At 68.5% G+C, this 13,485-nt stretch carries 17 protein-coding genes and 1 tRNA gene; 17 read left to right on the forward strand and 1 reads right to left on the reverse strand.

The window, feature by feature from the left end:
- The first annotated feature begins 11 nt into the window (after positions 1–11).
- From FQY79_RS00435 to FQY79_RS00520, 17 genes are all read left to right on the forward strand, one after another.
- Positions 12–87 (forward strand) — tRNA-Ala (locus tag FQY79_RS00435).
- 175 nt (positions 88–262) lie between these two features.
- On the forward strand, positions 263–1,459 hold the full coding sequence (locus tag FQY79_RS00440) for a tyrosine-type recombinase/integrase (protein ID WP_146309737.1): 1,197 nt from the start codon (positions 263–265) through the stop codon (positions 1,457–1,459).
- Entirely contained in the window at positions 1,456–2,079 is a 624-nt protein-coding gene (locus FQY79_RS00445; RefSeq protein ID WP_146309739.1) for a hypothetical protein, read from the forward strand. Before FQY79_RS00440 ends, FQY79_RS00445 begins: the two co-directional genes overlap by 4 nt.
- Positions 2,080–2,181: 102 nt before the next feature.
- The gene (locus tag FQY79_RS00450) at positions 2,182–2,379 is read left to right on the forward strand and encodes a hypothetical protein (RefSeq protein WP_222434226.1); all 198 of its coding nucleotides are present in this window, start codon (positions 2,182–2,184) and stop codon (positions 2,377–2,379) included.
- A complete protein-coding gene (locus tag FQY79_RS00455) occupies positions 2,376–2,903 on the forward strand; it encodes a DNA primase (protein WP_146309741.1) in 528 nt (175 codons plus the stop codon). The genes FQY79_RS00450 and FQY79_RS00455 overlap by 4 nt, the downstream gene beginning before the upstream one ends.
- On the forward strand, positions 2,900–4,081 hold the full coding sequence (locus FQY79_RS00460; RefSeq protein WP_146309743.1) for an AAA family ATPase: 1,182 nt from the start codon (positions 2,900–2,902) through the stop codon (positions 4,079–4,081). Before FQY79_RS00455 ends, FQY79_RS00460 begins: the two co-directional genes overlap by 4 nt.
- Positions 4,071–4,310, forward strand: a complete 240-nt coding sequence (locus tag FQY79_RS00465) for a hypothetical protein (RefSeq protein ID WP_146309745.1) — start codon at positions 4,071–4,073, stop codon at positions 4,308–4,310. Before FQY79_RS00460 ends, FQY79_RS00465 begins: the two co-directional genes overlap by 11 nt.
- A complete protein-coding gene (locus FQY79_RS00470) occupies positions 4,307–4,738 on the forward strand; it encodes a hypothetical protein (protein WP_146309747.1) in 432 nt (143 codons plus the stop codon). Before FQY79_RS00465 ends, FQY79_RS00470 begins: the two co-directional genes overlap by 4 nt.
- A 35-nt stretch (positions 4,739–4,773) precedes the next feature.
- The gene (locus FQY79_RS00475) at positions 4,774–5,799 is read left to right on the forward strand and encodes a hypothetical protein (protein WP_146309749.1); all 1,026 of its coding nucleotides are present in this window, start codon (positions 4,774–4,776) and stop codon (positions 5,797–5,799) included.
- Between the two features lies 1 nt (position 5,800).
- Complete coding sequence (locus FQY79_RS00480) at positions 5,801–6,916, forward strand: HK97 family phage prohead protease (protein ID WP_146309751.1); 1,116 nt, start codon at positions 5,801–5,803, stop codon at positions 6,914–6,916.
- Positions 6,913–7,233, forward strand: coding sequence for a hypothetical protein (locus FQY79_RS00485; protein ID WP_146309752.1), 321 nt, complete (start codon positions 6,913–6,915; stop codon positions 7,231–7,233). The genes FQY79_RS00480 and FQY79_RS00485 overlap by 4 nt, the downstream gene beginning before the upstream one ends.
- Entirely contained in the window at positions 7,233–7,433 is a 201-nt protein-coding gene (locus FQY79_RS00490) for a hypothetical protein (protein ID WP_146309754.1), read from the forward strand. Before FQY79_RS00485 ends, FQY79_RS00490 begins: the two co-directional genes overlap by 1 nt.
- A gap of 145 nt (positions 7,434–7,578) precedes the next feature.
- Positions 7,579–7,899, forward strand: a complete 321-nt coding sequence (locus FQY79_RS00495) for a P27 family phage terminase small subunit (protein WP_146309756.1) — start codon at positions 7,579–7,581, stop codon at positions 7,897–7,899.
- A gap of 678 nt (positions 7,900–8,577) precedes the next feature.
- Positions 8,578–9,624, forward strand: coding sequence for a patatin-like phospholipase family protein (locus FQY79_RS00505; RefSeq protein ID WP_146309760.1), 1,047 nt, complete (start codon positions 8,578–8,580; stop codon positions 9,622–9,624).
- Between the two features lie 152 nt (positions 9,625–9,776).
- Positions 9,777–10,946: a copper-containing nitrite reductase gene (nirK, locus tag FQY79_RS00510; RefSeq protein WP_146309762.1), complete on the forward strand. Its 1,170-nt coding sequence runs from the start codon at positions 9,777–9,779 to the stop codon at positions 10,944–10,946.
- Between the two features lie 546 nt (positions 10,947–11,492).
- The gene (locus FQY79_RS00515) at positions 11,493–12,392 is read left to right on the forward strand and encodes a pirin family protein (protein ID WP_146309763.1); all 900 of its coding nucleotides are present in this window, start codon (positions 11,493–11,495) and stop codon (positions 12,390–12,392) included.
- A 22-nt stretch (positions 12,393–12,414) separates the two neighbouring features.
- On the forward strand, positions 12,415–13,035 hold the full coding sequence (locus FQY79_RS00520) for a trimeric intracellular cation channel family protein (protein WP_146309764.1): 621 nt from the start codon (positions 12,415–12,417) through the stop codon (positions 13,033–13,035).
- Positions 13,036–13,045: 10 nt separating this feature from the next.
- On the opposite strand, the gene FQY79_RS00525 is transcribed toward FQY79_RS00520, so the two are convergent.
- Complete coding sequence (locus FQY79_RS00525) at positions 13,046–13,444, reverse strand: SirB2 family protein (RefSeq protein ID WP_146309766.1); 399 nt, start codon at positions 13,442–13,444, stop codon at positions 13,046–13,048.
- Between the last annotated feature and the right edge of the window lie 41 nt (positions 13,445–13,485).

Below are 13,485 nucleotides of genomic sequence, written 5' to 3' on the forward strand. Positions count from 1 at the left end.
CCACCCGCAGTGGGGCCATAGCTCAGCTGGGAGAGCGCGTCGTTCGCAATGACGAGGTCGGGAGTTCGATCCTCCCTGGCTCCACCATTTCACTGTCCGCGGCAGTCCGCAGACGTTCGCCAAGGGCCTGATTTTCAAGGGAAATCCCGAGAAATCAGGCCCTTTTTGTTTGCGGGCGTCCGTGGGCGTCCGTTGCAATCTGGGGGCATTTGGGGGCATAACTGGGGGCATCGGCCACCCCGGCCAGACTGGATGCCCCCAGATGCCCCTCTCCGATGTCGTCATCCGCAAGGCCAAGCCCACGGGCAAGACGCAACGCCTGTTCGACGGCGGCGGCCTGTACCTGGAGATCACCCCAGCCGGTTCCAAGCTGTGGCGCCAGAAGTATCGCTACGGCGGAAAGGAGAAGCGGCTCGCGCACGGCACCTATCCCGAGGTCAGTCTGGCCGAGGCCCGCGCCCGACGCGAGGCCGCGCGCCGCCTGCTGGCGAACGGGATCGACCCCAGCGAGCACAAGAAGGCAGAGAAGGCGGCGGGCGAGGAACGGGCCGCCAACAACTTCGAGGCCGTCGCCCGCGAGTGGCACGGCAAATTCTCCAAGGGCTGGGCCAAGTCGCACGCCGACAAGATCATGGGCCGACTGGAGAACGACCTGTTCCCGTGGATCGGCACCCGCCCCGTCGCCGAGATCAAGGCGCCCGAGCTGCTGCGCTGCCTGCGCAGGATCGAGAGCCGCGGCGCACTGGAGACCGCGCACCGCGTCCTGCAGAACGCTGGGCAGGTGTTCCGCTACGCCATCGCCACCGGGCGCGCCGACCGCGACCCGTCCGCCGACCTGCGCGGTGCCCTCGCCCCGTGGAGGCCCCAGCACTACCCTGCCCCGACCGATCCGAAAGCCGTGGGCGAGCTGCTGCGCGCGATTGACGGCTATTCCGGCGGCAACGTGGTCAAGGCCATGCTGCGGCTGGCCCCGTTGGTGTTCGTGCGCCCCGGCGAGCTGCGCCAGATGGAATGGGCCGAGATCGACTTCGACGCCGCGGAATGGAACATCCCGGCGCACAAGATGAAGATGCGCGAGCCGCATCTGGTGCCCCTGTCCCGGCAGGCCCTCGCCATCCTGAAAGACCTGCACCCCCTGACCGGCAACCGCGCCTACGTATTCCCCGGCGGCCACGACCCGCGCAAGCCGATGAGCGAGAACGCGCTGAATGCCGCCCTGCGGCGCATGGGCTACGACAAGGCCACGATGACCGCCCACGGCTTCCGGGCCATCGCGCGCACGCTGCTGGACGAGGAATTGAAGTTCCGGCCCGACTACATCGAGCACCAACTGGCGCACGCCGTGAAGGATCCGAACGGACGCGCCTACAACCGCACCAGCCACCTGGCCGAACGCCGCAAGATGATGCAAGTGTGGGCCGACTACCTGGACAGCCTGCGCGAGGGGGGCAAGCGATGAACGCGAAGGACAAGGGAGCGAGCGGACTGCCACTGGATTTGGCAGGGGTTGATTTTTTCACTAAGGCGCGCGGCGTGCTCAATGATCGATGGCGGGAGTTGTCGGAAAAGTATCAGGTAGATGGGGGGTTCAGCTATTCGCAAGTGGCTGCTGCGAATGACACGCTAGAGCAGCTCTTTCGCGGTCAAATCGATAGGGACAAATTTCGCGAAGCCATCGAAGATGCAGTAGATATTATTCTGCTGTCGCACGTACAGTCGTTAGACAAGAACGAAAAAAACGCGGCAAGCGACCTTCACGGTCACATAGTCGGCACACTTCGGATCAACGCACTAACACCTGCAATGACTGAGCTATTGGTGGCGATGCATGCTGCGTTGCGGTTGGGCCTGCCAGCCGATGCTGCCACCCTTACTAAGCCGCCAAGCGGGCGGCCTTCCAACGCAGAAAGGGACCGCGCGGTCATTCGGTACATGCAGGGCGAGGATCGGATGCGCGAGCTTATGGCCGCCGCAGGAACGCCCGGCGCATGGCGCAGCAAAGCCGAGAGCTACAAAGAAGCGGCGCGCATCTTTGGGCTAAGCGTCAAGACGATTCGGAACATTTGCGCCAGGAGCTAAACGGAAACTGAATTTCCCGGAAAGGGGTGAATTTTTCCGGGATATTGGCAAGACCCAGTCTGTCGCCCGGCCCGCACGCGTTCGCGGGCATGGAGACGGACGGTGAAAAACACAAGCGAACACAGGGAATTCGGGCCCTTCATCCCGGAATGCACCAAGCGCGGCATCGGCAGGACGAAAGCATACGAGCTGGCGAACGCCGGACTGCTTGAAACCTTCAGCATCGGCACGAAGCGATACGTCTTTCTGGACAGCCTGCTGAGCCTGCCTGAGCGCCTCGCGCAGCGAGGTGCGGCATGACGACCATGCAACGAAAAGCCCCGGCGTGCGGGCCGGGGCTAGAGGAAGCAAACGCAGGCAGGCGCTGGCTCCATGCGGATTATGCCACCGCAGAACCCTTGTTGCAACGTCTCGAGGGCGTCCAGAAATCCGGCAACGGCTGGCGGGCGCGCTGTCCGTCCTGCGGCGGCAAGTCCCGCAAGGTCGCCATTGCCGAGCGCGACGGCAAAGTCCTGCTGCACTGTTTCGGCGGCTGCAAGGCCATCGAGGTGCTGGAGGCGGTCGGCCTGACCTGGGCGGACATCATGCCGCCTAGGACGTGGCCGGAGTCGCCGGAGGAACGCAGGCAGGCGCGCAGGGCGCTCCGGGAGGCTAGCTGGGCCGCCGCGCTGTCCGTGCTGGCCGTCGAGGCGACGATTGTCCGCCTGGCGTCGGCGCAGCTGGCCCGCTGGCAGCAGCTGACCGAGGAAGACGACGCGCGGCTTGCGTTGGCGTGCGAACGTATCGACAAGGCAGCCGCCGTGCTGGTGGAGGCTGGCCGATGAGCGCGACAATCGAAGAGCAGGCGCGCGCGGCACTCGATGGCGTGCGGCTGACGCCGGCCAGTGCGATCCGGTGCCAGCCGATCCGGTGGCTTTGGCCGGGCTGGCTGGCGCGGGGGAAGCTGCACATCTTCGCGGGCGCACCCGGCACCGGCAAGACAACGGCCGCCCTTGCGCTGGCGGCGACGATCACGCGCGGCGGAAGGTGGCCTGACGGCACCGTGGCGCCACCTGGGCGCGTCCTGGTCTGGTCGGGCGAGGATGACGCCGCCGATACGCTGGTGCCGCGCCTGCGTGCCGCTGGTGCCGACCTGGACCGCGTGCTGATCGTCGGCGACGCGCTGACGGATGACGAACCCCGCCCGTTCGATCCGGCGCAGGATCTGGCCGCGCTGGAATGGCAGCTCGAGCGCTGCGACGACGTGGCGTTGATGATCGCCGACCCCGTGGTGAGCGCCGTTGCCGGCGACAGTCACAAAAACGTCGAAGTCAGACGGGCGCTTCAGCCTCTGGTGAATCTGGGGCAGCGGCTGGACTGTGCGGTGCTGGGTATCAGTCACTTCACCAAAGGATCGGCTGGCCGCGATCCAACCGAGCGCGTGACCGGATCGATTGCCTTCGGGGCGCTGGCCCGCGTGGTGCTGGTCGCCGCCAAGGGTGAGGACGGCAGCCGGCTGCTTGCGCGTGCCAAGTCGAACATCGGCCCGGACGGCGGCGGCTATCGCTACACCCTGGAGCAAGTCGACATCGGCGACATGGAGGCGTCGAGGGTGTCGTGGGGCGAGGCGCTGGAGGGCACCGCACGCGAACTGCTTGGGGCTGCCGAGCAGCAGGACGACGAACATGTTGAACAGCGCGATGCCGCCGACTGGTTGAAAGAGGTGCTGTCTGCGGGGCCTATGCCGGTCAAGGACGTGAAGAAGCAGGCGGACGAAGCAGGTTTCGCGTGGCGAACTGTTCAAAGGGCAATGCGCCGAGCAGGGGTCGATTCTCGGCGGGGTGGATTCGGTCAACCGGCCACATGGCGACTGTGCAGTCGCGCCAGTGAATCCACAGTCGCGCCATTCGCGCCACACTCTGAGAGTGGCGCAACTGGCGCGACTGACGCCACCGTGACCGACATAGCAGCCATGCGGGAACGCATCTTGGCCCGTTTCGGGGGTGCCGACGATGAGCGCTGATCGTGATGTCGCCGCCATGCTGTTCGATGCCTGCCTGACCGCCGGCGTCGATCCCGAGGTCGCATTCGGGCACCTGGACGACATGGACGTCGCCGAATACGGGCGCGCGATTCGCGAGAGTTGGTTTCCCGCCGATCACTTGCCACGGTTCATGCGTTCACTGTCCGAGTCCATCGCCGCCGGGCGCTGCCTCTGCCCGCGATGCCGGGCGGAAAGGGGGCAGCCATGAGCGCACTCCCCGTTCCCGCCGCTGCCGCCGCGCTGGGCGTTTCTGTGCCGACACTGAAGCGGTGGATTGGGCGCGGCGCACCCGTGGCTCGTCGAGGTCGCCGCGGGCGTGGCTGTCGGACGCTGATTGACCCCGAGGCCATCCTCGCGTGGCGGGCGGCGCAAGACGCCGACCGCGCGCAGGTCGAGGCGGCGCTGCGCGCCCTGGCGGGGCGCATCCCCGAGCTGTTGGCGGATGCGGCTGCTGAGGCGTTCCGGCTGGCACCGGACAAACGCGGCGCTGCGTGGACCGCCTGCGCGGCTTGGCAGCTCTCGCTGGCCGCTGTGCTCGATGACCTGCGGGCGTGCGGCGCTGAGATCAACGATCCCGACACGATCCCCGAACCCATCGAGCGCTTACGGAAAATCGCAAGCCTGCGATCTATTTAGCCCGAGATGCGTAACATTGTCTTACGACTGCCGTGATGGCAGCCATTCCCAGAAGGAGGAAAAACATGATGCACGATCCAATCCACGCCGCGCGGCTTAGCCTTGCGCGGAATTCCATCGACGCCCTGATCGGTAATCAAACCGAGAAGGCCGCCGCGTTCACCGATCTGGCTTGGGCGCTGCTGCACGCGAAGCAGCCCGGTTCGAGCCTGAAGGCGCTGCAAAACTGCGGCAACGCGCTTGTTCGGAAGGCTGCCGCGCACGCTTTGGCCGATGAGGTATGGGAAAACGGCGGCGCCGACCTCGCCGCCAGTTATCTTGCGAGCATTGCGGAGCTTTCGATTATCGACTCCGCGAAGAAATACGCGCGCGTCCTGCCTACGAACTCGCGCAGCGTCATGATTGCGGCTGATGCTGTGGGCGACGTGGTGGCCGAGGGGCACCCGAAGCCGGTGAAGCGCTTGTCACTGTCCCTCTCCGACCTGGAGCCGACGAAGGCTGTCGGCATGGTCGTCTTGACCGAGGAGCTGGCCACCGCCGCTGGCCCTGAAGGGCGGCGACTTTTCGAGGCCGAGCTGGCTGCTGCCGTCACGCGCGCGTCGAACGCGTCGATCCTGTCGGCACTTGCGGACTCGGACGCGGTCACCGTACCGGGCACGGGCGATCCGCTGGCGGACCTGCGCGCAGGGCTGCAAGCTGCCGGGCCGTCGGACGGTTACGTTGTCGCCATGCCGTCCGGCGCCGTCGCCGACCTCGCCACCCGCGTCGAGAATCGAGGCGGCATGGGCGTGCGCGGCGGCACCTTCGTGCCGGGAGTCGAGGTTGTCGCTGTCGATGACGCCACGGCAATCACCGTCATTCCCGCGTCGCGCATCGCGCTTTGGGATGGCGGCCTGCGGGTGAGCAGCGCCGAGCATGCAACTGTTGATATGCGCGACACCCCGGAGTCGGAGGCCGAGCTGGTGAGCCTGTGGCAGACCAATTGTCTGGGCCTGATGCTGGAGCGCCAGTGGCACCTCGCGCAGGCGGACAGCGTGGCGGTTGTCGAGCTGGAGAGCTGACATGTCGCGCACGCATGAAACCTTTCTGCGGGTGAAGTCTGCGGAATCCAGCGACGGCGAGCGCTGGATTACCGCATGGGCGACCACGCCAGACGAAGATCTGGAAGGGGACGTGGTAGTCCCCACCGGGGCAAAGTACACGCTGCCTTTGCCACTGTTGGCCTACCACCGACACGATGCCCCCGTGGGCGTCGTGACGGAGGCGCACGTAAGCGAGCAAGGCATCCGCATCCGCGCCAAGCTGTCCAAGGGCGTGCAGCTTGCGGAGGAACTTTGGACCCTGATCCGCGATGGTGCCGTGGCTGCTGTGAGCATCGGCTTTCACTCGCTGAAGGCCAAGCCGCGAGCAAGTGGCGGGCTTCTGTTTGAAGCCTGGCGCTGGCTGGAACTGAGTTTGACCCCGGTTCCTGCCAACCCCAATGCCCGCATCATCCACGTGGGCAAGGCGATTGCCTACGCTGCGGAAGATTGCGCGGCCGACATTGCGCCGGAGCCTGTCAAGGTGAAGCGGGCCATCCTTAGCGACGCGGCCGAGTTCGCACAGCGGAGCGCTAAAGACCGTAACTGGGCCGAGTACGAAGGTATGACCGCCGCGTATAACGCAGCGGTCGAGCTGTTGCCGCCCGAGGACCGGGACAGGTGCGACCTGACGCGGGCGACGTGGGACGCCAAGGCTTACCGGATGACCCTGCGGGACTGCATTGGTCGACTAGTTGCCGTTGTCGAGGACGACGGGACTGTGCGCCGTGACGAGCCGGAGCCGAAGCGAAAGGAGGTGCCAGATTCCGACAGGCTCACGCCCGCGCAGCTCGCGCAGGTCAAGCGGATGCTGGGGGAACTGGCCCACGCCGTGGGCGTAGCAATCGGGAAGGTAGTCAACGAGACCGACCAGCGACTGGCGCAAGCCATCGTGCAGGTGGCCGACAAGGTGGACCGCTTGGAAGAGACGGCGCTGTTCGATGCTGGGTACTTTGCCGAGGGCAAGGAGTATCGAAAAGGCGCGCTGGTGGTGCACGACGGCCGGACGTGGTTGGCCACCGAGGCCACGGACACGACCCCATCGCGCGAGAACAGGGCCTGGCGAATGCTGGCAAAGCGAACGGAGACTAGGGCATGAGTGATTGGCACGAACTGTCCGCGGCTGACGTGGAGCTGGTGAAGTCCTGCGGGCCCGGCGAGGTTTGCTGGCTGTGGGGTGACGAGCTGGTGAAGACCACAACACAGCAGCTGGAGGCGGCCCTGGAGGTCGCCTTCAAGGAAGCTTATGCGGCGGCGCTGAAGCTGGGCGCGGACTTCATCGGCGAGGAGCACACCTTCGAGGTTGACGACCTGGAGCCGGGCGCGGTGTACCTGCGCGTCATCATCCGCAACGAACAGGGAGACGAGGCCAGCGGCATTGGCATGATCCCGCGCCCGTCAATGGAGGTGCATTGATGCGGTTTGGTCCCGTTGCCCGGCTGAGTCCGGCCGAGTATGCGCGGTTTCAGCGGCTGGTCAGGATGGCCGCCCGCAAGCGGGCAAGGGTGGAGCGCCCCGAGGTCGAGGGCGAAACATTCCGCCTGCTGCGGAACGGGGAAGTCCTGGCCGAGTCCGAGCACATGGACCTGATCCAGCGCGTCCTGATGGACCTTTAACGGTTTGGCTGCGTCAGTGCACGGGCGCAGCCTGACCCCACCGGGGGGGGGTGTCGGCGAATTGAGGCGCGGACCGCTGGACACCGCCGCCCGGACCTTTCTTTAGCCGAAATGCCCGCTCCCTTTGAAATATTCGGAGGACAATATGGCCAAGAGACAACCCCGCGACACCCTGCCAACGCATATCGCACAGTGGCGGGACCAGGTACGGCGGGACTACGGAATCGAGGATGCCCCCGGCCTGATCCTGTTGGAACAGGCGGCACTCGCGCTGCACCGGGCGGAACAGGCCCGCGAACTGCTAGCCAAAGATGGGCTAGTGACGCGCGATCGATTCGACCAACCCAAGCCGCACCCCGCCGCCGTCATTGCACGCGATGCGGAGGCCAGCTTTCGGGCCGCACTGCGCGATCTTCAACTTGACGTTGAGCCGGCGCGCCCCGTGGGCCGCCCGCCTGGAGTATGAGCATGAAGAGGAAGCCCCGTATTCCGAGCCGGACCCGAATCACGCCAGCCGCCGTGGAGGCATACCGCGCCGGCAATCGGCTGGAACTGCACCGGGCATTGAACCTGCCGCCCTGGCAGGCGTCGCCGCTGGACGCCGTGGGCGCCTGCCCGTGGCCGCCGTCAACCGCTGGCGGCCGGACCTGGGCCAAGGCCCAGGAGCTTCGAGGGGCGCTGACATGCGCAGGGTGAAGCGTTCCCGGCAGCCCAGGCCGGACACCCTGACCGCCGCGTGGATCGACGGCGACCCGCCGCCTGCGGAGGCGGCCGAGGACAAGGACCGCCTGGTCGGCCTGATCTTCTTCGGCGAGCACCCGCCCAAGCGGTGGAAGGGGCCGCATCACCCGCACCAAAGGGCCTGGCTGGACGCGTTGGCGGACCTATCATGCTGCCGCCCACTATCCGCAGCAGTCCGCCCGCAACCGGACTATCTGGGGGCATCCGTGGGGGCATCCGAGCTTTGAGACTTGCGCAAATCCGCGCAAATCAGGCCCTTGCAGGCATCGTTTGAGCGTCCCTGGCTCCACCACCTCCGAATCCGATGGAACAGGGCCGGTCCAGCACCGGCCCTTTTTCATGGTCGCGCCGGGGCAGGCGCGGCTTCAGCGGGCGACAGGCCGTCGCCGGCTATCCTCGCCGCATGTCACGCACGTCCCCGCCCCCGTCCCGATCCCGTCGCGCACTGTTGGCCGGCCTGGTCCTGGGCGCCCTCGCCGCCTGCAGCGCGCGCGGCCCGGCGCCCGCCGATCCGCCGCCCGCGTCGCCGCCGGCAGCGCCCGAGCCCGTCGCGCCGCCGCGCATCTGCCTGGCCCTGGGCGGCGGCGCGGCCAAGGGCTTCGCCCACATCGGCGTGATCAAGATGCTCGAGGCCCACGGCATCCGGGCCGACGTGGTCGCCGGCACCAGCGCCGGGAGCGTGGTCGGGGCGCTGTACGCCGCCGGCATCGATCCGTTCACGCTGCAGGAGCGCGCGGCGGCGCTGGACGAATCGACGTTGCGCGACATCCGCCTGTTTTCCGGCGGGCTGGTGCAGGGACAGGCGCTGCAGGACTACGTCAACGGCCAGGTGGGCGGCCGCACGATCGAGCGCCTGGGCAAGCCCTTCGCCGCCGTGGCCACGCGCCTGGACACCGGCGACCGGGTGGTGTTCGTGCGCGGCAATACCGGCCAGGCGGTGCGCGCCTCCAGCAGCGTGCCAGGCGTGTTCGAGCCGGCGCGCATCGGCGGCCGCAGCTACGTCGACGGCGGCGTAGTCAGCCCGGTACCGGTGGACGCGGCCCGCCAGCTGGGCGCCGACATCGTCATCGCGGTGGACATCTCGACCAAGGCCAGCGGCACCACGCCAACCGCGCTGGCCGGCATCGTCAACCAGTCGATCGCGATCATGGGCCAGGCCCTGGGGCGGCAGGAGCTGGAACGGGCCGACGTGGTGATCCGGCCACGGGTGGACGACATCGGCCCGGTCAGCTTCGAGCAGCGGCACGCGGCGATCCTCGAGGGCGAGCGCGCGGCGCTGGCGGCGCTGCCACGGATCCGCGCCAGCATCGCCGCCCACCAGCGGACCCGGCTGGAGGCCGCGCGGCGCAAGGCCGAGGAGGAAGCGGCCGCGCAGCCGGCCGACGTCGATTGCGGCGACAGCTGGGTACGCCGCCTCAACCCCTTCGCCCGGGACCGGCCCTGCGGCTGAAAACGCGCGCTTGATCCAGGTCAAGCGCGGCGCGGATCGGCGCCGGAAACAGCCGTACGCGGGCGTGTGGTTGACTTCGATCAAGGGCCGCGGCGGGGTCCGCCACGACGATATCCACGAACCCACAGACGTGGATATCGAGGAAGGACCTCATGACACTCCTGCATGCCAGTCTTCTCGCTTCCGCCCTTGCCCTGGCCATCGGCGCCAGTGCCCCGGCACCGGCCCAGGCCGCCGATGCCCTGGAGCTGGTGAACGCCACCCTCGACCAGGCTTCGGACCTGGCCGCCCTGCCCCGCCAGCAGGTCACCCTCAAGCGCCCGCCCTTCGTCCACGACCATGACCAGGTCGCCAAGGGGGGGCCGAAGGTGGTGCAGTTCACCCTGCCGATCGTCGAGAAGGAGATCGTGATCGACGACCAGGGCACGACCATGCACGCGATGACCTTCGGCGGCTCGATCCCCGGCCCGCTGATGGTGGTGCACGAGGGCGACTACGTCGAGCTGACCCTGGTCAACCCGGCCAGCAACTCGATGCCGCACAACATCGACTTCCACGCCGCCACCGGCGCCATGGGCGGCGGCGACCTGACCGTGGTCCAGCCGGGCGAGGAAGTGACGCTGCGCTGGAAGGCCACGCGCGCCGGCACCTTCGTCTACCACTGCGCCCCGGGCGGCCCGATGACGCCCTGGCACGTGGTGGCCGGCATGCACGGCACGGTGATGGTGCTGCCGCGCGACGGCCTGAAGGACGGCGACGGCAAGCCGCTGCGCTACGACCGTGCCTACTACATCGGCGAGACGGAGTTCTACATCCCGCGCGACGCGGACGGCAATTTCAAGTCCTACGCCTCGCACGCCGAGTCGCTGCCCGACACCCTGGAGGCGATGCGTTCGCTCACGCCCTCGCACGTGGTGTTCAACGGCGCGGTCGGCGCGCTCACGGGCGAGAACGCGCTCGCGAGCAAGGTGGGCGAGACGGTGCTGTTCGTGCACTCGCAGGCCAACCGCGACTCGCGTCCGCACCTGATCGGCGGCCACGGCGATTACGTCTGGGAGGAAGGCAAGTTCGCCAACGCCCCGCTCAAGGACCTGGAGACCTGGTTCGTCCGTGGCGGCTCGGCGGCCGCCGCCCTGTACACCTTCCGCCAGCCGGGCGTGTACGCCTACGTCAACCACAACCTGATCGAGGCGATCCTGCTCGGCGCGGCCGCCCACGTGAAGGTCGAGGGCGACCGCTGGAACCACGACCTGATGACCACGCCCTCGGCGGTCGGCCCCATCAAGCCCGGCACGGACCTGTCGCTCCCCGTCGGCCGCTGATCCACGGCGGTGTGTTGCAGGTCACTGGCCACCCCCTTCGCGGGGGTGGCCTTTTTTGTGGTTCTTCTCCCAACGGCGGGATCGGTGCCCTCCCGGGTCGATCCTGGCTTCGGATGGACGCGACGCCCTGCCGGCTGGGCGCGGCTCCCCGGTCCATTGGTTCGGTGCTTGCGTGCCAGGTTTTTGCGGCTTTGTGGTTATCGAAGCAGCGACAGGAACTGGCCCATGGCCGTCACGGGCCGGGGTTGCCGATGGCAGCGCATGGATGCGCTGCGGCCGCGAGTCAGCGATGGGTGACCGCGCATGGCTTGCGCGGCATGGCGCGCAAGCGTGTGAACGCCCGGCGCGCTGTGCCGGGCCGGACCGCACCGGGGCGTGGCCGACCGGCCGGACGGATGGTCGCGGCTGAAGCCGCTCCAACAGGCGGCGGTGTGGCGGGGGATGCCGCGGATGGGCCGCTGTGTGGCGTGCGTGGCGGGGCAATGCCGGTCGGGAAGCTGCCATCATGTCGGAACCGGCACCCGCCGCGACACCCGGAGGCAGGCCATGATCGAACTCGTCATCCGCCAACGCACCCGCGACCTGGGCAGTTTCGAGGTCGGCCGGGTGCTGCCCTTCGCCCGGCGGCGCATGGTCGGCCCGTTCATCTTCTTCGACCGCATGGGCCCCAAGGACATCCCGCCGGGCCTGCCGCGGGAGGCCGACGTGCGCCCGCACCCGCACATCGGCCTGTCGACCATCACCTACCTGTTCGACGGCGAGATCACCCACCGCGACAGCGTCGGCTCCGAGCAGCCGGTGCGCCCGGGCGAGGTGAACTGGATGACCGCCGGCCGCGGCATCACCCACTCCGAGCGCTTCGAGCGCCTGCGCGACGAAGGCGGCCCGATGGACGGAATCCAGGCCTGGGTCGCCCTGCCCGCCGAGCGCGAGGAGTGCGACCCGGGTTTCTGGCACTACCCCGCCGACGCCCTGCCCGAATTCGGCGAAGCCGGCGCCACCGGGCGCCTGATCTCCGGCCGCCTGCTCGGCCTGGCCTCGCCGGTGCCGGTCGATTCCCCCCAGTTCTACGTCCACTGGCGCCTGGCCGCCGGCGCCCGGCTGTCGCTGCCGGCCGAATATCCCGAGCGCGCGGTGTACGTGGCCCGCGGCGAGGTCGAGATCGGTGGCCAGCGGGTGGACGCGGGCAGCATGGCGATCCTCGCCCCCGGCGATACCGTCACCATCCAGGCGCTGCACGACGCGGTGCTGATGGCGCTCGGCGGCGAGCCGGTCGGCCCGCGCTACATCGACTGGAACTTCGTGTCGTCCTCGAAGGAGCGGATCGAGCAGGCGCGCGCGGACTGGGCCGCGGGACGGATGAAGCTGCCCGACCTGGACGATGCCGAGTTCATCCCGCTGCCGCCCAAGATCGCCGGCGTGCGCGAACCCGAACCGATGTCGTGAGGTCCCCTGCCCGCCGCGCGCCATGACCGCCACCTTCGTCGCCCTGATCGACTTTCTCGGCACCTTCGCCTTCGCCATCAGCGGCGGGCTGGTGGCGGTGCGCCACCGGCTCGACCTGTTCGGCGTGCTGGTGCTGTCGTTCGCCGCGGCCACCGCGGGCGGCATCGCCCGCGACGTGCTGCTGGACATGGTGCCCGCCTCGGTCGTGGACTGGCGCTACCTGGCGGTGTCGCTGGTCGCCGGCCTGATCACGTTCCGCTGGCACGACCAGGTCGAACGCCTGCGCAACCCGGTGCAGGTGTCCGACGCGATCGGGCTGTCGCTGTTCGCGGTCCTGGGCGCGGGCAAGGCGCTGGCCAACGGGCTGGGCCCGACCGGCGCGGTCATGCTGGGCATCCTCTCGGGCGTGGGCGGCGGCATCGTGCGCGACGTGCTGGTGGCCACGGTGCCCAGCGTGCTGCATCGCGAGCTCTATGCCGTGGCGGCCTTCGTCGGCGCGCTGGTTGTCGTGGTCGCACACGCGCTGTCGCTGCCCGCCGCGCCGGCGGCGGTCGCGGGCGCGGTCGCCTGTTTCGTGCTGCGCTGGCTGGCGATCCGCCGCGGCTGGCGGCTGCCGCAGCCGCGCGCCGGCGATCCGTCCTGAGCCGCGCGGATCAGCCGAGCAGGACGAAGGCGCCCAGCGGATGGTGGGCGCGCGCGATGCAGTACACCTGCGCGAACACCAGCAGGGCCAGCAGGTAGCACAGCGCGCGCACGCCCCGGCTGCGGCCGCGCCGCAGCGCGAACACGCCCAGCACCACGTAGGCCACGATCAGCGCCACCTTCACCGCCAGCCATCCGTTCGCATACAGCGCGCCGGGCAGGATGGTGAGCAGCATCATCGCCGCGGTCAGCAGCGCGGTATCGATGGCATAGCTCAGGTAGCGTACCGGCGCCGCATTGGGCCAGCGCAGCCCGCCCAGCAACAGCGCGCCACGCAGCGCGAACAGCGCGCCGCTGAGCAGGGCCAGGCCGATGTGGGCGTGCTTGATCTGCGGGTAGAACTCGATCATGGATTCGCTCTTGGGGAAGGTAGCCGCCCGTGGCCGAGCAG

The organism is Luteimonas wenzhouensis, from assembly GCF_007859305.1.
GTDB classification, from domain to species: Bacteria; Pseudomonadota; Gammaproteobacteria; order Xanthomonadales; family Xanthomonadaceae; genus Luteimonas; species Luteimonas wenzhouensis.